At 57.1% G+C, this 18,923-nt stretch carries 18 protein-coding genes, 1 tRNA gene and 1 riboswitch; of the genes, 9 read left to right on the plus strand and 10 right to left on the minus strand.

Annotated features, from left to right (window positions below):
- The first annotated feature begins 104 nt into the window (after window positions 1–104).
- The 3 genes from AVI_RS02140 to AVI_RS02150 all read left to right on the plus strand — a co-directional run bounded on the left by AVI_RS02140 (window position 105) and on the right by AVI_RS02150 (window position 3,260).
- On the plus strand, window positions 105–1,277 hold the full coding sequence (locus AVI_RS02140) for a GGDEF domain-containing protein (RefSeq protein WP_187152368.1): 1,173 nt from the start codon (window positions 105–107) through the stop codon (window positions 1,275–1,277).
- A 265-nt stretch (window positions 1,278–1,542) separates the two neighbouring features.
- Window positions 1,543–2,235: an orotate phosphoribosyltransferase gene (locus AVI_RS02145; protein ID WP_015914802.1), complete on the plus strand. Its 693-nt coding sequence runs from the start codon at window positions 1,543–1,545 to the stop codon at window positions 2,233–2,235.
- Between the two features lie 98 nt (window positions 2,236–2,333).
- Entirely contained in the window at window positions 2,334–3,260 is a 927-nt protein-coding gene (locus tag AVI_RS02150; RefSeq protein ID WP_015914803.1) for a carbohydrate kinase family protein, read from the plus strand.
- 52 nt (window positions 3,261–3,312) lie between these two features.
- Here AVI_RS02150 and AVI_RS02155 read toward each other — a convergent pair whose 3' ends face one another.
- The 3 genes from AVI_RS02155 to AVI_RS02165 form a co-directional block, all read right to left on the minus strand.
- Entirely contained in the window at window positions 3,313–3,705 is a 393-nt protein-coding gene (locus AVI_RS02155; RefSeq protein WP_015914804.1) for a VOC family protein, read from the minus strand.
- Between the two features lie 2 nt (window positions 3,706–3,707).
- Window positions 3,708–5,333, minus strand: coding sequence for a glucose-6-phosphate isomerase (gene pgi, locus AVI_RS02160; RefSeq protein WP_015914805.1), 1,626 nt, complete (start codon window positions 5,331–5,333; stop codon window positions 3,708–3,710).
- Window positions 5,334–5,512: 179 nt separating this feature from the next.
- The gene (locus tag AVI_RS02165) at window positions 5,513–7,213 is read right to left on the minus strand and encodes a long-chain-fatty-acid--CoA ligase (RefSeq protein ID WP_015914806.1); all 1,701 of its coding nucleotides are present in this window, start codon (window positions 7,211–7,213) and stop codon (window positions 5,513–5,515) included.
- A gap of 223 nt (window positions 7,214–7,436) precedes the next feature.
- Here AVI_RS02165 and AVI_RS02170 point away from each other — a divergent pair, with 223 nt between their 5' ends.
- Window positions 7,437–7,802 carry a BON domain-containing protein gene (locus tag AVI_RS02170; RefSeq protein ID WP_234617800.1) on the plus strand — a complete coding sequence of 122 codons (366 nt, stop codon included), beginning with the start codon at window positions 7,437–7,439 and terminating at the stop codon, window positions 7,800–7,802.
- A 100-nt stretch (window positions 7,803–7,902) separates the two neighbouring features.
- Here the strand turns inward: AVI_RS02170 and glgX are convergent, their stop codons facing one another.
- On the minus strand, window positions 7,903–9,990 hold the full coding sequence (gene glgX / locus AVI_RS02175; protein WP_015914808.1) for a glycogen debranching protein GlgX: 2,088 nt from the start codon (window positions 9,988–9,990) through the stop codon (window positions 7,903–7,905).
- Window positions 9,991–10,183: 193 nt separating this feature from the next.
- Between glgX and AVI_RS02180 the strand changes: the two genes are divergently transcribed.
- Together AVI_RS02180 and AVI_RS28930 are read left to right on the plus strand one after the other, a co-directional pair.
- The gene (locus tag AVI_RS02180; RefSeq protein WP_015914809.1) at window positions 10,184–10,981 is read left to right on the plus strand and encodes an SDR family oxidoreductase; all 798 of its coding nucleotides are present in this window, start codon (window positions 10,184–10,186) and stop codon (window positions 10,979–10,981) included.
- Window positions 10,982–11,160: 179 nt separating this feature from the next.
- Window positions 11,161–11,544: a response regulator gene (locus AVI_RS28930; RefSeq protein ID WP_015914810.1), complete on the plus strand. Its 384-nt coding sequence runs from the start codon at window positions 11,161–11,163 to the stop codon at window positions 11,542–11,544.
- 27 nt (window positions 11,545–11,571) lie between these two features.
- On the opposite strand, the gene truA is transcribed toward AVI_RS28930, so the two are convergent.
- The 5 genes from truA to AVI_RS02210 form a co-directional block, all read right to left on the minus strand.
- A complete protein-coding gene (truA, locus tag AVI_RS02190; protein WP_015914811.1) occupies window positions 11,572–12,351 on the minus strand; it encodes a tRNA pseudouridine(38-40) synthase TruA in 780 nt (259 codons plus the stop codon).
- Window positions 12,351–13,313 (minus strand): methionyl-tRNA formyltransferase, encoded by a 963-nt coding sequence (gene fmt / locus AVI_RS02195; protein WP_015914812.1) that lies wholly within the window; start codon window positions 13,311–13,313, stop codon window positions 12,351–12,353. The genes truA and fmt overlap by 1 nt, the downstream gene beginning before the upstream one ends.
- Window positions 13,314–13,431: 118 nt before the next feature.
- Complete coding sequence (gene def, locus AVI_RS02200) at window positions 13,432–13,950, minus strand: peptide deformylase (protein WP_041696140.1); 519 nt, start codon at window positions 13,948–13,950, stop codon at window positions 13,432–13,434.
- Window positions 13,951–14,035: 85 nt separating this feature from the next.
- Window positions 14,036–14,428, minus strand: a complete 393-nt coding sequence (gene apaG / locus AVI_RS02205; RefSeq protein ID WP_015914814.1) for a Co2+/Mg2+ efflux protein ApaG — start codon at window positions 14,426–14,428, stop codon at window positions 14,036–14,038.
- A gap of 403 nt (window positions 14,429–14,831) precedes the next feature.
- Window positions 14,832–16,016 carry an O-succinylhomoserine sulfhydrylase gene (locus AVI_RS02210; protein ID WP_015914815.1) on the minus strand — a complete coding sequence of 395 codons (1,185 nt, stop codon included), beginning with the start codon at window positions 16,014–16,016 and terminating at the stop codon, window positions 14,832–14,834.
- Window positions 16,017–16,066: 50 nt separating this feature from the next.
- Window positions 16,067–16,145, minus strand: a riboswitch (SAM riboswitch).
- A gap of 130 nt (window positions 16,146–16,275) precedes the next feature.
- Between AVI_RS02210 and AVI_RS02215 the strand changes: the two genes are divergently transcribed.
- Entirely contained in the window at window positions 16,276–17,373 is a 1,098-nt protein-coding gene (locus AVI_RS02215) for a 2'-deoxycytidine 5'-triphosphate deaminase (protein WP_041696142.1), read from the plus strand.
- A gap of 55 nt (window positions 17,374–17,428) precedes the next feature.
- A tRNA-Gly gene (locus tag AVI_RS02220) sits at window positions 17,429–17,502 on the plus strand.
- Window positions 17,503–17,644: 142 nt separating this feature from the next.
- Here the strand turns inward: AVI_RS02220 and AVI_RS02225 are convergent.
- A complete protein-coding gene (locus tag AVI_RS02225; protein WP_015914817.1) occupies window positions 17,645–18,361 on the minus strand; it encodes an IS6 family transposase in 717 nt (238 codons plus the stop codon).
- Between the two features lie 96 nt (window positions 18,362–18,457).
- Here AVI_RS02225 and AVI_RS02230 point away from each other — a divergent pair, with 96 nt between their 5' ends.
- On the plus strand, window positions 18,458–18,808 hold the full coding sequence (locus tag AVI_RS02230) for an ArsR/SmtB family transcription factor (protein WP_015914818.1): 351 nt from the start codon (window positions 18,458–18,460) through the stop codon (window positions 18,806–18,808).
- Window positions 18,809–18,923 lie beyond the last annotated feature (115 nt).

An 18,923-nucleotide genomic window follows, 5' to 3' on the forward strand; every position in this document is an offset into this window, starting at 1 on the left:
ACTCGGTCCGGGCAGAAACGCGATCTGGGGTATTTCATTTTTTCTCGGGGGGGCGCCGGGTTCCACCTTATCCCCCCATACTCACGCGTTTCAGGGTAGACATGATGGTGGATTTTAGTTCTTTACTTCTCGCCCTGGGCGTTTCCACCCTGTGTCTTCTTTTCACCTTTCTGGGAACATGGATGGCGCGGCGGGAAAACTCCTTTCTGCTCAGCTGGGTTATCGGGCTTGCCCTCACCATGGTCGGAATTCTGGCCTATGGCCTTTTCACTTCGACCCCTTCACGAGGTCTGGGCGCGCTGGCCATGTCCTCGATCATCACCGGTTTCTTCATCCTTTATGCCGCCGCCAGGCAGTTTCGCACAGGGATTATACCCTTCAAGACGCTGATCGTTGTCTCCTGCGTTGCTGTCATCGCGCTGAGTGCGGCCTTCCTGTCGGGATATGGCGGCATTGGCTTTATGCTGTTCAACACCGCTACCGCCATCGTGATGTTGGTAATTGCCCATCAATACTGGCTTGGACGGGCGGAATCGCCCGGCGTGCTTTCCGGCATGGCCGTGCTTTATGGCGCCACCAGCCTCTCTTTCCTCGCCTGCGCCCTGGCTTTGGTCCAGCGTGGTCAGTGGCAGCTGGAAGTTGCACCGAGCGGATGGGTGGAAGATATCAATATGGCAGTCTGCATTGCTGGCATGAGCGGTATCGGCGCCTTGTCTCTGACCCTGCATCAGACCCGGATCACTGCCCGGCACCGGCTAGAGGCAATGACCGATGCGTTGACAGGCCTTTGCAATCGTAGGGCGCTGTTCAATGCACACGGTACCAAAACCTTCCACGAGGATATGGCGATGTTGGTTTTTGACATCGACCGTTTCAAAGCGATCAATGACCGTTATGGCCATGCTGTGGGTGACGAGGTGATCCGTAATATTGCTGCGGAACTGAAAGCAGCCATTGGTCTTTCCAGCGTCACCCGCCTGGGAGGCGAAGAGTTTGCGGCTGTGCTGGAAAATGCTGCGCCAGGACGGGCCGAGTGGATCGGCGAGCGAATCCGGCGCCAGCTTCAGGATCGCGAAGTCGTGGTGGATGGAGACAGTTTCGTCGCAACGACCAGTGTCGGCATTGCCTATGGCACAGCATCCGGCCTGACCTTCGATGAGATCCTCAACCTGGCGGACAATGCGCTTTACAATGCCAAACGGCTCGGTCGCAACCGGGTAGAAACGGCAGTGGCAAACTGGGAGAGTGGCCTGTCAGTGGAAGCCGACAGCGCCTAAAGGATGTCCAGGAAAAGCAGAACCGGTTTCCCGAAACGACAAAAGACCGCCGAAAACAAAGGGCGGTTCGATTGTAAATGGCGCGCGCTTATCCCCGGATATATCCTCTGGCCTGCCTTCCAGCTTCCTGCTATGGGCATGGATGCGTTAAAGCCGCGCGGGTAAAGGCAAGGACATGTCTATTCCGCAGCAGCCTCGCCATGTGATTGCCGGAGCGACTGCGGTCATCCCGGCTGAGCCATTTGCGCAGAAGACAGGAGCACCGATGACCCAGACTTCCTTTTCCGATCCGGCCGTCATGGCGGAGTTGCTGGCGAAAATGCTCTGGGAAATCAAGGCGGTGCATTTCAATGCCGCTGAGCCTTACAAGCTGGCTTCCGGGATGCGCAGCCCCGTCTATATCGATTGCCGCAAGCTTCTGTCCTATCCGCGTGTCCGTTCTGCCGTGATGGATTTTGCGGTTGCCACGCTGCTGCGCAATGCCGGTTTCGAGCAATTCGACTGTATTGCCGGTGGCGAGACGGCGGGCATTCCCTTTGCCGCTCTGTTGGCCGATCGGCTGGCGCTGCCAATGATCTATGTGCGCAAGCAGCCCAAGGGCCATGGCCGCAACGCCCAGATCGAGGGTCATATGCCTGACGGTGCCAGGGTGCTTGTCATCGAAGACCTGACGACGGCAGGCGGCAGCATGTTTACCTTTATCGATGCCGTGCGGGCCGCTGGCGGTGTGGTTGATCACGGTATCGCTTTGTTCTTCTACGGAATCTTCCCGCAAGCCCATCAGCGTTTCGAAAACGGCAACGTCAAACTTCATTATATCGCCACCTGGCGCAATGTTCTGGCCGTGGCCCGCGACCAGAAACTGTTTGATGACAAAACCTTGTCGGAAGTGGAATCCTTCCTGGATGCCCCACTCGAATGGTCCGGTCGCAATGGCGGGGTCAGCACGCTGGGTTGAGGCTGCCTTGCGAAGATCCGCCAGAGTGGCTGGCATTTCTTCGCTTTCTGCTTTAAATCGATTGAAGTTTATCCGAAAGCCCGGTTTGGGAGGCCAGAATGATCCTGTGTTGCGGTGAAGCCCTGATTGACATGTTGCCACGCGAAACGACGTTGGGTGAAAAAGGCTTTTCGCCCTATGCGGGCGGCGCGGTCTTCAACACCGGCATTGCGCTTGGACGCCTGGGCGTTGCCTCCGGCTTCTTCACCGGCCTTTCCGATGACATGATGGGCGATATCCTGCGTGACACGCTGCGTGCCAGCCATGTAGATTTCAGCTATTGCGCCACCTTGTCGCGACCGACGACCATTGCCTTCGTCAAGCTGGTCGATGGCCATGCTACTTACGCCTTCTACGATGAAAACACTGCTGGACGGATGATTACCGAGGCGGACCTGCCAGCCCTGGGCGAAGACTGTGAAGCGCTGCATTTCGGCGCAATCAGCCTGATCCCCGAGCCCTGCGGCTCGACCTATGAAGCGCTGCTCAACCGCGAACACAAGACCCGGGTTATCTCGCTTGATCCCAATATCCGCCCCGGCTTCATCAAGGATAAGGCTGCCCATATGGCCCGTATCCGCCGCATGGCAGCGCTTTCCGACATCGTCAAGTTTTCCGATGAGGATCTCGCCTGGTTCGGCCTGGACGGCGACGAAGACACGCTTGCCCGCCACTGGCTGCATCACGGTGCCAAACTGGTTGTCGTCACCCGCGGTGCCGATGGCGCGGTCGGCTATACAGCCGACCACAAGGTCGAAGTGCCGAGCGAAAAGGTAACGGTGGTCGATACGGTCGGTGCAGGCGATACATTCGACGCTGGCGTTCTTGCATCGCTGAAAATGCAGAACCTGCTGACCAAGCAACAAGTGGCAAAATTGACAGAAGAGCAGATCGCCAAGGCCTTGGCGCTCGGCTCCAAAGCCGCAGCGGTGACGGTGTCGCGGGCAGGCGCCAATCCGCCGTTTGCGCATGAAATCGGGCTCTGATTTCCAAGGAGATTTCCAGGATTTGTCAGGTTCAATATGAACCTGACGGACTCTATAACGCCCATGCAGAATTCTGGAGAACGACCCGGTAACCATCCGGGTCTTCGAATGTCCGACCGAGGTTATCCCAATAGGGATTGTAGGATGTGACAGGTCGAAAACCGGCATCCCGCATTCGGTTGACAGCCGACTGCCACGCCTCCTCCTCCGGCAGATAAAAGACCAGCAGATTGTCCTGCGTCGGTGCCCGTCCGACTGAATGCCCGATATGATGGGTGAATTCCAGGTGATATGGCCAGCGCTTATGGCCGAACATCACGCCGTTAAAGCCATTATGGTCGCGGAATGAGGCAATTTCCTCAAAGCCGAGGCCGAATTGATAGAAGGGCCGAAGCCCTTCTATGCTGTCAGTCGGTCGTGCCACCCGCAAAATTGGGGCGGACATGATTATCGACCCAGATCGCTCAAGGCAGCCACCAGTCCTGCCGTCGACGCATCCTGCCCATCTGTCCCGGCCTTGCCCTGCACCACCGGCAGCAGGCCGGTTGCCAGTTCCTTGCCCAGTTCCACGCCCCATTGATCGAAGGAATTGATGCCGAACAGCACGCCTTCGACAAACACCCGGTGTTCGTAAAGCGCGATCAGCCGTCCGAGCGCAAAAGGGGTCAATTGTTCATAGACGAATGTGATCGACGGACGGTTGCCGGTAAAGACCCGGTGCGGGGCGATATGATCGGCCTTGGCCTGGTCCATACCGGATTTCAGCAGCTGGCCCTTGGCCTCATCCAGCGTGCGTCCCTTCATCAGGGCTGCCGATTGGGCCAGGCAATTGGCGATCAGCAAGTCGTGCTGATGGCGCAATTCCGGCTCGAAGCCCTTGGCAGCGATCATAAACTCGGCTGGGATCACGCTCGTACCCTGGTGGATCAGCTGGTAGAAAGCGTGCTGGCCATTGGTGCCGGGTTCGCCCCAGACCACCGGCCCGGAATTGCCCTTGACCGGGCTGCCATCGATGGTCACGCCCTTGCCGTTCGATTCCATGTCAAGCTGCTGGAGATAGGCCGGGAAGCGTGACAGGCGCTGATCGTAGGGCAGGATGGCTCGGGTTGGGTAATCCAGGACGTTGCGATGGTGATAGCCGATAGCGCCCAGCAGCATCGGCAGGTTTTCCCGAAAAGGCGCGGTGCGGAAATGCATATCCATGGCATGGGCGCCGGCCAGGAATTCCACGAAATTATCGGCGCCGACAGCAATCATCAGCGGCAGGCCGATGGCCGACCAGATGGAATAGCGTCCACCGACCCAATCCCAGAAGCCGAACACCCGATCGGAACCGATGCCGAAGGCCGCGACTTTTTCAAGCGCGGTCGAGACGGCGGCAAAGTGATCGCCGACGGCATCTTCACCCAGCGCCGAGGCAATGAAGGCCCGCGCCGTTGCGGCATTGGTCATGGTCTCGATGGTGGTGAAGGTCTTGGAGGCAACGATGAACAGCGTGGTTTCCGGCTCCAGCAGTTTCAGCGTATCGGCGATATGGGCGCCATCGACATTGGAGACGAAATGCAGGCGAGGGCCGTCGTGAAATGGTGCCAGCGCCAGCGTTGCCATGGCGGGGCCGAGATCCGAACCGCCAATGCCAATATTGACCACATCGGTGATCTGGAGGCCCGTCGAACCGGTGATCGTACCCTGACGCAAGCCTTCCGCGAAAGCCGACATGGCGTGCAACACGGCGTTGACATCGGGCATGACGTTCTTGCCATCGACTACGACAGGCGTGTTGGCCCGGTTGCGCAGTGCCGTATGCAAGACGGCGCGGCCTTCGGTAAAGTTGATGGCCTCACCGTTGAACATCGCTTCGCGCTTTTCAGCTACGCCAGCTTGCGTGCAGAGCGTCTCCAGCAGGGCCATGATCTCGTCATTGACGGCGCATTTGGAGTAATCCATCAGCAGGTCGTCAAAGCGACTGGAAAACCGCTCGAAACGTTTGGGATCGCTTGCAAAAGCGCCGCGAATATCAGTGGCGGCGGTGGCCGCGACGGTGGACTTCAGCTGTTCGACGATAGCGTGCATTCGCATACTCCAATCCAATCACGGACGGGAACCTACTGCATAATTCCCAAAACAGGAATGTTTTAAGGGGAAAAATAATCCGGCAGACTTAAGGGGTGACGGCCCTCTCTTCCCCGCAAGGCAGAGAAGACCGACGAGGGGGCCGAAAGCCCCATCTCGTCCCTGTCTGCCCGGTGTCTTTAAGGTCTCAGATCCTTGCGCAGAATCTTGCCGACGTTGGATTTCGGCAGCTCTTCAAGAAAGGCCACATGGCGGGGACGCTTGTAATTGGTCAGGTTTGTGGCGCAATGGTCCTTAACCTGCTGCTCCGTCAAGCTTGGGTCTTTGCGCACCACAAACAGTTTGACGGCTTCACCGGAATGCGGGTCCGGCACACCGATAGCCGCGGCCTCCAGCACGCCGGGATGCATGACCGCGACTTCCTCGATCTCGTTGGGATAGACATTGAAGCCGGAGACCAGGATCATATCCTTCTTGCGGTCGACAATCTTGGTATAGCCGCGCGCGTCCATGAAGCCCATGTCACCGGTGCGGAAAAACCCGTCCTCACTTATCGCCCGCGCCGTTTCTTCCGGTCGTTGCCAGTAGCCGGCCATGACCTGCGGTCCGCGAATGCAGATTTCCCCGACTTCTCCTAAAGCCAGGCTTTCGCCCTGTTCATCACGGATGTCGACATCGGTGGAGGAAATCGGCATGCCGATGCAGCCGCTGAAGTCCTTGTCGTTCATGCGATTGGCGGTTGCCACCGGCGATGTTTCAGACAGGCCGTAACCCTCGGTGATCGGGCAGCCGGTAATCTGATGCCACCGTTCGGCAATCGGCCGCTGCACCGACATGCCACCGGCAAAGGTCAGTTGCAGATGGGAAAAGTCCAGCTTGCGGAAGGCCTCATTGTTCATCAGAGCATTGAACAGCGTATTCAAGCCGATGATGACATTGAAATCATACCGGGACAGTTCCTTGGCAAAGCCTGGAATGTCACGCGGATTGGCGATCAGAATGTTGTGGCCGCCGCAGGCAATGCCCATCAGGGCGTTCACGGTCAGCGCAAAGATATGATAGAGCGGCAAAGCGCAGATGAAGGTCAGCGTTTCCGGTCTTGGGCGCGTATCGAAAGCGGACCCCAACCACAGCGACATCTGCATGGTATTGGCGATCAGGTTGCCGTGGGTCAGCACCGCCCCCTTGGAAACCCCTGTCGTACCGCCTGTATATTGCAGAAAGGCGATATCGTTGCGCGAAAGGGTTTCAGGCCGCAGTCGGGCTTTTCCACCTGCCGCGAGCACCGATGCGAAGCTTCGGGAATTGGCAATCGACCAGGCTGGCACGAGCTTCTTCACCTTGCGAACGATGAAATTCACCAGATGGCCCTTCAGGCCAAGCATGTCGCCCATGCTGGTAACGACCACGCGGCGTAGCGACACCTTGTCCATCACCGCCTGGACCGTGTGGGCAAAATTCTCCAGCACGAAAATGGCAACCGCGCCGGAATCCTTCAGCTGATGCGCCAGTTCGCGCGGAGTATAGAGCGGATTGACATTGACGACGATCATTCCAGCCTTGAGGATGCCAAACACAATAACCGGGTTTTGCAAGACATTGGGCATCATCACGGCGATCCGGTCGCCTTTGCTGAACCCTTCCGCTTGCAGCCAGGCGGCAATTTTCGTCGCCTGCTCGCCAAGCTCCTGGAAGGTCATGGAGCGGCCCATGCTGGTGAAGGCCTTGCGGGACGCGTAGGTCACGCAGTTTTCATCGAAGAGTTCAGGCAGCGATTCGTGATCAAGGGGCGGCAGTTCCGCAGGCACCGAGGCAGGATAGGATGCAAGCCAAATTCGGCGAGATGCAAAATTGCTTTCAGGCCTGGACAGAGTATTCATTCCTCACTCCCTTTTTCGACTTCCTGCCCCTCCCTCCTCAAGGTGATGACAGTGCGCCCGACCACGCACTCCAAATATGGAGCGTTGAGCTCCAGGAATGCAAGTCCAACGTTATAATAACTTTGACGTAAACGTCAATTAATCCCCAACGAAAATAATTTGGAATCATTTTGTTCCACGGCATCGAAGATGCTCACGCACTGGCGCCTTCGACAACAACCACATGGCGATCAGTTTCGCATTGAACCAACCTCCCGGTGATGCGTTAGCTCTTATGAGACTTCACGCAAACAAGGAGGAAAGTGTCATGGTCTTCAAACCGGCTAAAACTTTCGGGGAGACCCCTGGTATCGTTGAGGAAAATCCGCCTCTGGCGGAGTTGGAAACGGCAGTGGCCTCTCAGCTTGCTGGTTCCGACGGTATCGATGCCTCTGATATCGAGGTGATATCGATCGGCAATGAAATTTGTTTGCGAGGCCTTGTCTATTCCGAGAGCGAGGTCGACCGAGCCGTTGAAGTCGCTCTTTCAGTTCCCGGTGTTTTCAAGGTTTCCGTCGACCTGGAGATTGTCGAGCGCACGATCCATTGATGGGGATCACCATACGTGGCGTGTGGCACCACTCAATAAATATAAAGGCCCGGGAAAACCCCGGGCCTTTATCATTTCAGTTGTGGTGCGCTATCGCAGATCAGGTTTGAATCGTCCGCAAAAGCGCCATGCTGCGCGGCAGCAGTTTGAATGTTTCGCCTTGCTTGACCTTCTCGCCCTGACGCTCCGGATCGCCGGTGATCAGTTCGAGTACCCGTTCTCCGCCGCTTTCCTTGGGAATGGTGAAGGTGGTGTCTTCATCGAGTGGGTTGAACAGCATCATGATATCCGACCAGATGCCCTCTTCGGCCTGGAGGTCTTCACGATGTAGGCGTGTGATCAGCGCATTGCTGTTTTCCCAGTTTTCCGAGGTCTGACGGCCGCCGCTGACGCTGTACCAATCGATCATCATGCCATCGCGCCAGTTCTCCCGCCGCAGCAACGGCTGCTCCTTGCGAAGTGAGATGACCCGCTTCGTGAAATCACGCAGGGCATCAGCGCTGTCGGGCAGATTTTCCCAATGCAGCCAGCTGATTTCGCTATCCTGGCAATAGCCGTTGTTATTGCCCATCTGCGAACGACCGAATTCGTCACCGGCCAGCAGCATCGGCGTGCCGTGGGAAAACAGCAGAGTGGCCAGGAAATTGCGCTTCTGGCGCTCGCGCACCGCATTGGTGCCTTCGTCATCCGTCGGACCCTCGTGACCATAATTATGGCTGCGATTGTCGTTGTGACCGTCGTTATTATCCTCGCCATTGTCTTCGTTGTGCTTGCCATCGTAGGAGACGAGGTCGTTCAGCGTGAAGCCATCATGGGCGGTGATGAAATTGACGCTGGCCCAGGGGCGGCGGCCGCGCTGGTCGTAGAGATCGCCGGAGCCCAGCAGACGAGCCGCGAAATCTGGAGCGCAATTGTCACCGTTCAGCCAATATTCGCGGCAGCTGTCACGGTATTTGTCATTCCACTCCGCCCAGCCCGGTGGAAAGCCGCCAACCTGATAACCACCTGGACCGATGTCCCACGGCTCGCCGATCAGCTTGACGCCGGCAAGTGTCGGGTCCTGGGTAACCGCGTCGAAAAATCCGCCGCGCTCATCGAAGCCCTCGGGCTCGCGGCCCAGAATGGTGCCGAGATCGAAACGGAAGCCATCGACATGCATGTCATCGGCCCAGTAGCGCAGCGAGTCCATCACCATCTGCAGAACCCGCGGATGGGAGGTGTTCACTGTGTTGCCGGTGCCGGTATCATTGATGTAATAACGGTGATTATCCGGCAGGGTGCGGTAGTAGGAAAAGTTGTCGATGCCCTTGAAGGATAGGGTCGAGCCAAGTTCATTGCCTTCCGCCGTGTGATTGTAGACCACGTCGAGAATGACCTCGATACCACCATCATGGAAAGCGCGAACCATGTCGCGGAAGCCCTGGATGCCGTTTGCGCCGTAATAACGGTGCGCAGGGGCAAAAAAGCCGATGGTGTTATAACCCCAGTAATTCTTCAGGCCCTTGTCCAGCAACGGGCCGTCATCCGGGAAGGCGTGGATGGGCAGCAATTCGACAGAGGTAATGCCAAGGCTCTTGATATAATCAACCGCCGCCTTGTGACCGAGGCCTTCGAATGTGCCGCGCAGTTCTTGCGGAATGGCGGGATTGAGCTGTGTGAAACCCTTGACATGGGTTTCATAGACAATCGTATCGGCCCAGGAGACCTGAGGACGGCGATCATTGCCCCAATCGATCTGATTGGGATCGACGACCCGGCATTTGGGCATGAAAGCCGCGCTGTCGAGATCGTTGAAGGACAGATCCTTGTCAGGATCGTCGAAATGATAGCCGAACACTTCGGGCGACCACCGGATATCGCCCACCAGTTCGCGGGCATAAGGATCGAGCAGTAGCTTGTTATGATTGAAGCGATGGCCGTTTTCAGGCTCGAACGGTCCATGAACACGAAAGCCATAGAGCGCACCCGGTTTCAGGCCGGGTACAAACCCGTGCCAGATTTCATTGGTGTAATCAGGCAGATCCATCCGGGCGATCTCAATGCTGCCGCTGGGATCGTAGAGGCACAGCTCAACGCGATCAGCGTGGGCGGAAAACAGGGCAAAATTAACCCCTTCGCCAGTGTAGCGGGCACCCAGCCGTTGCCACTCGCCGGGAAGAATTTTGAAGTTGGTCGTTTGGATGTCCATGGTCGCTCTCAGGGCTTGTCGCTGCGGTGCAACAGTAATTCCCTCGCCATGGCTTTGTTCCCACGGCTTGCCCGTTAGGCGCCAGGAACATTTACCGGCTTTATCTGTTCGTCATTTCGGTGACGCCTGTCGGCTTCCCGGTGCGGTCAGTGAATGAGGCTGCCAATTGCCGCGCAATGACACAGAGGGTTGCATGCATCAGAATAAACTGGACGACAGTAAACGTGTGGCGCTGGTCACCGGCGCGGGTTCCGGCATTGGGCGAGCAGCTGCCCTGCGACTTGCCCAGGATGGCTGCGCCGTCGGGCTACTGGGGCGCACCAAACATGAGTTGGAACGGGTTGCCGAAGACATCCATAACGCGAATGGCGACGCCATGGTGCTTGTCGCAGATGTCGCTGACAGCTCTTCCATGCGGGCAGGGGTCGAAACATTGATCGCATGGGGTGGCCGGCTCGATATCGTGGTGGCCAATGCCGGGGTCAATGGTGTTTGGGCACCAATCGATGAATTGCAGCCGCAGGAATGGGACCAGACGATGGCCATCAATCTGCGTGGCACCTATTTGACGGTGCATCTGACAGTGCCGCATCTGCGCCGCAATGGCGGTGGCAGTATTGTCGTTGTCTCTTCTATCAACGGCACGCGCACCTTCACATCTCCTGGCGCCACGGCTTATAGCGCCACCAAGGCTGGGCAATTGGCCATGGTGCAGCAATTGGCGGTGGAATTGGGCCCCGACCGCATTCGTATCAATGCGGTTTGCCCAGGCGCCATCGAGACTGAGATCGATGACAATACAAACAAACGCTCTACTGAGCGGCTCGACATCCCACAGCCGCCGCCGCATCACGCGATTCCGTTGACGCGGGGTACGCCTGGCACAGCCCAGGAAGTGGCCGATCTGATTGGTTTTCTGGCGTCCGATGCGGCTTGCCATATCAGTGGTACACCCGTCTGGATCGATGGGGCGCAGAGTCTGATACGATAGAATACAACTGATTTATTTTGGTCTAAATAGTAAAGGGGGAGTTTAATGATGCAACTGTTTTAACTGTCGTTAAGTTTTGCGTATTTTAATTATTTGTTAAGCATGACTTACTCTTTTTGGCCCAAAGTTGAACAAAGACCGCTTTGGCGCGTTAGCGGCTCAGACAAGGAGACAATGTCATGAAGCCAGAGCCTGAAACGATCCTGATTGTGGAAGACGATGCATTCATTTCGATGGATGCGGCCGATTGCGTTGCCCATGCGGGGGCCAATGTGGTGACCACGGAAACGGTCAGCGATGCTCTTATCTGTCTCGAAGCCAACAGGATCACCGCCGCCATCCTGGACTTCCAGGTGTTGGACGGAAAGATAACGCCGGTGGTGGAAAGACTATGTCGCTCCGGCATTCCCTACCGGGTCGTGTCGGGTTCGCCGCTTCAGGAAATCGTGGCCTGTGGCATCCCCGCCGACCGGATTATCGCCAAACCGGCGGATTATGTGAATGTCATGGTCCAATTGGTGCGCGAGCGCCCGTGGTCGGCACTGAGAGCAACCAGCTATTAATATCGGTTTCCCGAACAAAAGCATAAGTCAGGTTTTCGAATACGGCCGCCAATTGCCATCGGTCGGGTAGTCGACCTGCAAAAAATACAGGCCCTGCGGCGGTGCCACCGGGCCGCAGGCCTTGCGGTCGCGGGCCTCCAGGGCGGCGCGAACATCCTCCGGCGTCATCTTGCCTTCTCCCGCCATTTTCAAGGTGCCAGCAAAAGATCTAATCTGGTTGTGCAGAAAACTCTGTGCGGAGGCGCGGATCTCGATGAGATCGCCGTTGCGGCTGACATCCAGCCGGTCCAGCGTGCGCACCGGGCTGATGGCCTGACAATGAACCGAGCGGAAGGTGGTAAAATCGTGATTGCCGACCAGCATTTGGGCGGCGGCATGCATGGCCTCGTGGTCCAGCGGTTTGGATACCCACCAGGCGCGATTGGCCTCCAGCGCCAGCCGGGACGGGCGTGACATGATCCGATAAAGATAATGCCGCTTCAGGGCGGAAAATCGCGCATCGAAGGCATCAGGGACAGCTTCGGCAGCCAGAATAGAAATTGCTTGCCCAGCCTGCGCCAGATGCGCGTTCAGCGCATTGCGCAGCTTGTAGGGTATCCATTGACGCAAAAGATCGACATGCGCCACCTGGCCGCTGGCATGGACGCCGGAATCGGTGCGGCCCGCACCCCGGATCGCCACCGTTTCCCCCGTCAGGCCAAGCACTGCCGCTTCGAGCGCGCCCTGCACGGAGGGACCATTGTCCTGCCGTTGCCAGCCGACATAGGGTGTGCCGTCATATTCCACGGTCAGCTTGTAGCGTGGCATCAGGTTCCGGCCTTTGCCGAGGCAAATACCGTGCCTGCACCTATGGGCGTGCCGCGCAGGAATTCCGCTGCATCCAGCGGCTTGCCACCGGCCTTTTGCAGCCGGACAAGGCGAACTGCGCCCAGGCCACAGGCGATGGTCAGGGCGTCGTCCAGCACGGTGCCCGGCACGTTTGCGGTGTCTGTGACCTCTGCCATCTGGCTGCTCAGAACCTTGATACGTTCCAGCTTGCCGTTGATGTCCGCCTCGAACCAGGCGCCTGGAAAAGGCGACAGGCCGCGAATATCGTTGTGAACCTGCGTGGCGGGCTTTGAAAAGTTGATGCGGGTTTCGGCCTTGTCGATCTTGGTGGCGTAAACGACACCATCTTCCGGCTGGGCCGTCAGCGGCAGGTCGCCCGCCTCCAGTTTGGCCATGGCCTCAACCATCGCCTCTGCGCCGATCTGGCTCAGGGCGTCGTGCAGTTCACCGGCGGTCATGTCGGGGGTAATGGTCACGCGGCGCGTCAGGGCGACGGGGCCGGTGTCCAGCCCCTTGTCCATCTTCATCACCATCATGCCGGTTTGCACATCTCCGGCCATGATGGCGCGCTGGATCGGCGCTGCACCCCGCCAGCGGGGCAGAAGCGAGGCGTGGCCGTTATAACAGCCCAGCCGCGTGCCGGTCAGGATGGCTTCCGGCAGCAACAGGCCATAGGCCACGACCACGGCGACATCGGCCTGATGGGCGGCGAAGGCATCGCGATCGTCTTGCGCCTTGAAATTTAGCGGCGTCAGAACCGGCAGTCCGAGCTTTTCGGCCTGCTGATGGACGGGAGATTTGGTCAGATCCAGCCCCCGGCGCCCAGCCGGGCGCGGCGGCTGGCTATAGACCGCAACGATCTGGTGGCCCGCGTCGAATAGCGCGTTCAGGATCGGCACCGAAAACTCCGGAGTGCCCATGAAAATCATGCGAAGAGCCATGGATCAAGACCGATCTTCTAGAGGTTATCGGGGAGGACGTGGAACCGGTTTTTCCCAAAACACGAGCCAGAACAACAAGGCCTGCAACCTGCCAGTTTCAGGATGAGCCCCGCTGACCCTAGACCGTCACCTTTGACTTCGCCGCCTTGGAGAATTTCTTGATCACCATTTCACGTTTCAGCCGCGAAATATGGTCGATGAACAGCGTGCCGTTTAGATGGTCGATTTCATGTTGCAGACAGGTGGCAAGCAGGCCATCGGCCTCGATCACCTGTTCCTTGCCGTGGCGATCCAGTGATTTTACCGTGACGGCGGCCGGGCGCTCCACCTCCGCATAGTAATCGGGAATGGAAAGGCAGCCTTCCTCATAGGTGGAGCGGGCCTGCGAACTGCCAATGATTTCCGGGTTGATAAAGACCAGCGGTTGCTTGTCTTCACCTTCCTTCGAGACATCGATGACCAGAAGGCGACGAGGCACGGCAATCTGAACGGCAGCGAGGCCGATACCGGGCGCATCATACATGGTCTCGAGCATGTCATCGATCAGCCGCTCAAGGTCGGCATCGATCCGCTCAATGGGTTGGGAGACCTCGCGCAGCAGCGGGTCAGGCAAAATGATAATCGGCTTTGTCGTCATGAATCTCCCCATAAACCATCCCGGTTTTCAAGGAAATCAAAAAAATGCGGTAAAAGCCATGCCTTTGACTGGAGCGCGTGGTTGATCAGTTCAGGACGCGGCGAAGATCCGGGGTGTCCAGAGAAAAGGCGGGAATGGCGACGTCGAATGTTTCGGCATCGTCAGTTTCCATTTCGTAGCGGCCGAACATGATACCGGATGGCGTGTCCAATGGACAGCCTGACGAATATTCAAAACTTTCACCCGGAGCCAGGCGTGGCTGTTCGCCGATCACGCCCGGACCGCTAACCTCGTCCACCTGGCCATTCTGATCCGTAATATGCCAGTAACGATTGATCAGCCGCACGGCCACATTCGACTGATTGACAATGACGACCCTGTAGCCCCAGACATAACGACTGTCTTCCGGGTCGGACTGTTCCGCCAGGTAAAATGGCTCGACTGTGACCTCTATATCCCGTGTCAGCGCGCGATACATGAAAGGAGACTTCTTGACGCTTTGGTAAGCATACATTAGCAAAAGCCGATAAGGTTAAGGTTTGCGGCAATGTCGTCGCAGGGAATAATCCTGCAACAATAAAGACCATTAATAGACTTAATTTCCAGTAAAAAATAAGGGTACTCAAAAATTTTTTAGAGTTTTAGAAATCCCTGGCGGCACACTTCAGCAAAGACTGGCGCCACTATATCAGGTTTCTCCATGAAGGATATGGGTGTTTCAGATGGGGCTACAGCGCCGCGCGTTCTATAGAATATAAAAAGGACGCGGTCGCATTTTATATATGCTGCACCTTCATGCGGTTCAGGAGGCGCGTCACGCCTCCTGAAATTTTACGGCTTGAGAGCGCCTCAAGCCTCTCCGGCCTTGGCATGTACGGCCATCAGGCGGAAACGGCATCCAGCGCCTGAGCGAAGTCCTCCACCAGGTCTTCGGCATCTTCAATACCGCAGGACAGGCGCAATGTGCCGCCGGACATGCCAAGCGTTGCACGGGCCTCGTCCGTCAGGTTCTTGTGGGTGGTGGTGGCCGGGTGAGTGATCAGGCTCTTGGCGTCGCCGAGATTGTTGGAGATCTTCACCACTTGTAGGGCGTTTTGCAGGGCAAAAGCCGCCGCCTTACCGCCCTTCATTTCAAAAGCCACCAGGGTGGAGCCGCCCTTCATCTGCTTGGCGACGATGTCGGCCTGCGGATGGTCGGCGCGGCCTGGATAGATAACGCGGGCAACCTTGTTATTGTCAGCCAGAAAATCGGCGATACGACCGGCATTTTCCGTCTGCTGCTTGACGCGCAGCGGCAGGGTTTCCACGCCTTTCAATAGGGTCCAGGCGTTGAAGGGAGACATGGCCGGACCGGTATGGCGGAAGTAATCCTGGAGCTTTTCCTCGATCCATTGCTTGGACGACAGCACGATGCCGCCCAGGCAGCGGCCCTGGCCGTCGATATGCTTGGTTGCCGAATAGACAACGACATGGGCGCCAAGTTCCAGCGGATTTTGAAAGAGCGGGGTGGCGAAAACATTGTCGACCACCACGGTCGCGCCGACCTGGTTGGCGAGCTTGGCGACGCCGGCAATATCCACCACTTCCAGGGTAGGATTGGTGGGGCTTTCCAGGAAAAACACCCTGGTATTCGGGCGGATGGCGTCTTCCCAATTTTTCAGGTCGCGGCCATCGACCAGGGTGAAATCCACGCCATATTTGGGTGCCAAGGTCTCGATCACCCAGCGGCAGGAGCCGAACAGGGCGCGGGCAGCGACAATATGATCGCCAGCCTGAACCTGGCAGAGAATGGAGGCCGCGACGGCGGCCATGCCGGAAGCCATGGCGCGGCCCTCTTCGGCACCTTCCAGCAGGCACATGCGCTTTTCGAACATGTCATTGGTCGGGCTGCCGTAGCGGGCGTAAATATAGCCTTCGGTCTCGCCCTTGAAACGGGCTTCTGCCGCTTCCGAGCTGTCGTAGACGAAGCCCTGGGTGAGATAGATGGCTTCGGATGTTTCGCCATAAGGTGAACGCAGCGTGCCGCCATGAACGAGTTTGGTTGCTGGGCGCCAGTTGTTTGCCATGCTGTATAAGCCTTTCGAACACAAAAAAACCGGTCGCGAAATACGGACCAGTTTGCACGTGTCCGATCTTTTTAGCCAATTGTTTAACGTGGCTGCAAGCCGACCGGCCAAATCACCACGGGATAAGATTTGCTTACGCCGTTCTTTTGCTTGCGTCAATTCCCGGAGTTTGGTTTTGTCATAGACTATATGCCGGTGTTTGACGGGGCTGCGGCATGTTGCGCGCTTTGTTCGGCGTCGGCGCTGCAAGGAAGACATAATGACACGGAATGCGGGCATATTGGCGGATCGCGCCATAGGCGAATTGTTCGGCTTGGCCTCGCTTTTGAGCGAAACCATGCTCGATCACGACCAGATCCAGCCGGCGAGTCTTGATCTGAGGTTGGGCTCCAAAGCGCTCAGGGTGCGCGCCAGCTTTATGCCGGGCCCCAACAGCACGGTGGCGGACAAGCTGCAACGGTTGACCCTGCATGAGATCGATCTGGAGCATGGCGCTGTCCTTGAAACCGGCTGTGTCTATATCGTGCCGCTGATGGAGAGCCTGGATTTGCCGGCGGATCTATCTGCCTCCACCAATCCGAAAAGCTCGACCGGCCGCCTCGACATCTTTACGCGGGTGATGGTCGATTACGCGCAGGAATTCGACAAGATTCCGGCAGGCTACAAGGGCCAGCTTTATCTGGAAATCAGTCCGCGGACGTTTCCCATCATCGTGCGGCGCGGCTCTCGCCTGTCGCAGATCCGCTTCCGGATCGGCCATGCGCTTCTGAGCGACAGCGAACTTCTGGATCTGCACAAGGCCGAAACGCTGGTGGCCAGCGAGACGCCCAATGTCTCGGGTGGCGGCATCGCGCTGTCCATCGATCTGAAGGGGACGGGACCGGACGGGCTGGTCGGTTATCGCGGCAAGCATCATACGGCGGTGATCGACGTCGATCGTAAGGCTGCCCATGATGTGCTGGACTTCTGGGAACCGCTCTACAGCCGTGGCCGTGACGAATTAATCCTCGATCCCGACGAGTTCTACATTCTCGTCTCACGCGAGGCCGTCCATGTCCCGCCGCTCTATGCGGCGGAAATGACTCCGTACGACCCGCTGGTCGGGGAGTTCCGCGTTCATTACGCCGGCTTTTTCGATCCGGGCTTCGGCCATGCCGGGGCTGGCGGTACCGGCAGCCGCGCTGTGCTGGAAGTGCGCAGCCACGAAGTACCCTATATTCTAGAGCACGGCCAGATCATCGGCCGCCTGGTCTATGAACATATGCTCGAACATCCCCAGGGTCTCTACGGCACAGGCCTCGGCTCCAATTACCAGGCTCAGGGACTGAAGCTCTCCAAGCATTTTCGCGCAGCCTGATCTGCGCTTTCATGCTTGACATCAACGCCCAAGTGTAGGAACTCTCGGGCATTAGGCGGGTGTAGCTCAATGGTAGAGCAGCAGCTTCCCAAGCTGAATACGAGGGTTCGATTCCCTTCACCCGCTCCAGTAAAATCAATAACTTACAGAATAATTGTGTCACTCGTGTCAGGGTGTGTCACTTGCGCTGTTCAGCACGTGCAGCGGATATTTTGCGACGGCACTGTAAACTTATCGCCTTGAACGCACCAACTTGGCGTGAGGAATTAGTTCATGCGGCGTGAAGGCGTGCGATTTGGTGCCATGCTTGCATGGCTTCGGTTCGCAGTTCGCGATGGTGGGCGGATGGGATATCGTGTCGGGGAACGTTAAAGAGGTTGGCGATGGGGTCATGGATGGAAACGAAACGCTGAAGATGTCGTGCTGACTTGAAGCGCTTCATGATCTTCTCGCGTCGTCGGACGGGCTGATGAGAGTTTTCCGCCCGATTGTTCAATCCCTTGTGAGAACGATGCTCAACGCCGGGCATGACCTCCCGCTTTGCTGCACCATAGGATAGTAGTTTGTCGTTAATCATCAAACACGGCGCACGGCCTTGGGCTTTCAGGAGCTTGCGCATCAAACGTTTTGCCGCCTTGGCATTGCGGCGGTTTTGCACCAGCACGTCGAGAACAAAGCCATCCTGATCAACGGCGCGCCAAAGCCAGTGTTTCCTTCCACCGATGGTGATGACAACCTCATCGAGATACCATTTATCACCGAGCCTGCCGGCAGATCGCTTGCGGATATCGTTGGCAAAGTGTCTGCCGAATTTCTCAGCCCAGAGCCGCACGGTTTGATGAGAGACGATGATGCCACGCACTGCCAGCAGATCCTCGACCATCCGCAGGCTAAGCGGAAACCGGAAATGCAGCCAAACTGCATGGGCAATCACTTCCGCTGGAAATCGGTGGCGACGATAAAGAGGATCACGGCTAGATCTGGTCATGCAGCCAGATTCCTCATTTTGATCGATGTCCGGTTAACGTTACGATGCCCTATTTACAATATGCACATCTCGACATGATACGATTGTTCTCGTATTATGTCGATTATGAAGACTTACCATCCAAAAAGAGAAGAGATTCGCCTGGACAGCGTTCTCACAGCACTTGGCAGCCCGGTGCGTCTGGCTGCGATTAAGGTGATTGCTGAAGTTGGTGAGCACCCGTGTTGTGGTATTCTTCCCCAAATCAGCAAATCAACGATGACGCATCATTTTCGCATTTTGCGCGAAAGCGGTGTTGTATGGCAGCAGCATATTGGCAGGGAATATCGTCTATCGCTGCGACGAGACGATCTTAACGCACGCTTTCCCGGACTGTTGGATGCCATTCTTTCACCGCTCCAAAACGAACCATGTCCAACAATGGCGCGCGAAAAGGGTCCGGCGTAGAGATTAGGATTTACCACCGGGCCGAGCATTATTTTTGTTGAAGAGATCGTTCTACAAAACCTTGTATTTATGACTTGTTGTTTAAAGTTTTTGAGGTTTATGGAATTACGAAATA

The sequence above is a fragment of the Allorhizobium ampelinum S4 genome (genome assembly GCF_000016285.1).
Lineage (GTDB): Bacteria > Pseudomonadota > Alphaproteobacteria > Rhizobiales > Rhizobiaceae > Allorhizobium > Allorhizobium ampelinum.

Excerpts from the sequence above, each read along its gene's own strand:
- AVI_RS02140 (WP_187152368.1), top strand. The coding sequence starts at position 105 with ATGGTGGATTTTAGTTCTTTACTTCTCGCCCTGGGCGTTTCCACCCTG.
- AVI_RS02145 (WP_015914802.1), top strand. The coding sequence starts at position 1,543 with ATGACCCAGACTTCCTTTTCCGATCCGGCCGTCATGGCGGAGTTGCTG.
- AVI_RS02150 (WP_015914803.1), top strand. The coding sequence starts at position 2,334 with ATGATCCTGTGTTGCGGTGAAGCCCTGATTGACATGTTGCCACGCGAA.
- AVI_RS02155 (WP_015914804.1), bottom strand. The coding sequence starts at position 3,705 with ATGTCCGCCCCAATTTTGCGGGTGGCACGACCGACTGACAGCATAGAA.
- pgi (WP_015914805.1), bottom strand. The coding sequence starts at position 5,333 with ATGCACGCTATCGTCGAACAGCTGAAGTCCACCGTCGCGGCCACCGCC.
- AVI_RS02165 (WP_015914806.1), bottom strand. The coding sequence starts at position 7,213 with ATGAATACTCTGTCCAGGCCTGAAAGCAATTTTGCATCTCGCCGAATT.
- AVI_RS02170 (WP_234617800.1), top strand. The coding sequence starts at position 7,437 with ATGGCGATCAGTTTCGCATTGAACCAACCTCCCGGTGATGCGTTAGCT.
- glgX (WP_015914808.1), bottom strand. The coding sequence starts at position 9,990 with ATGGACATCCAAACGACCAACTTCAAAATTCTTCCCGGCGAGTGGCAA.
- AVI_RS02180 (WP_015914809.1), top strand. The coding sequence starts at position 10,184 with ATGCATCAGAATAAACTGGACGACAGTAAACGTGTGGCGCTGGTCACC.
- AVI_RS28930 (WP_015914810.1), top strand. The coding sequence starts at position 11,161 with ATGAAGCCAGAGCCTGAAACGATCCTGATTGTGGAAGACGATGCATTC.
- truA (WP_015914811.1), bottom strand. The coding sequence starts at position 12,351 with ATGCCACGCTACAAGCTGACCGTGGAATATGACGGCACACCCTATGTC.
- fmt (WP_015914812.1), bottom strand. The coding sequence starts at position 13,313 with ATGGCTCTTCGCATGATTTTCATGGGCACTCCGGAGTTTTCGGTGCCG.
- def (WP_041696140.1), bottom strand. The coding sequence starts at position 13,950 with ATGACGACAAAGCCGATTATCATTTTGCCTGACCCGCTGCTGCGCGAG.
- apaG (WP_015914814.1), bottom strand. The coding sequence starts at position 14,428 with ATGTATCGCGCGCTGACACGGGATATAGAGGTCACAGTCGAGCCATTT.
- AVI_RS02210 (WP_015914815.1), bottom strand. The coding sequence starts at position 16,016 with ATGGCAAACAACTGGCGCCCAGCAACCAAACTCGTTCATGGCGGCACG.
- AVI_RS02215 (WP_041696142.1), top strand. The coding sequence starts at position 16,276 with ATGACACGGAATGCGGGCATATTGGCGGATCGCGCCATAGGCGAATTG.
- AVI_RS02225 (WP_015914817.1), bottom strand. The coding sequence starts at position 18,361 with ATGACCAGATCTAGCCGTGATCCTCTTTATCGTCGCCACCGATTTCCA.
- AVI_RS02230 (WP_015914818.1), top strand. The coding sequence starts at position 18,458 with ATGTCGATTATGAAGACTTACCATCCAAAAAGAGAAGAGATTCGCCTG.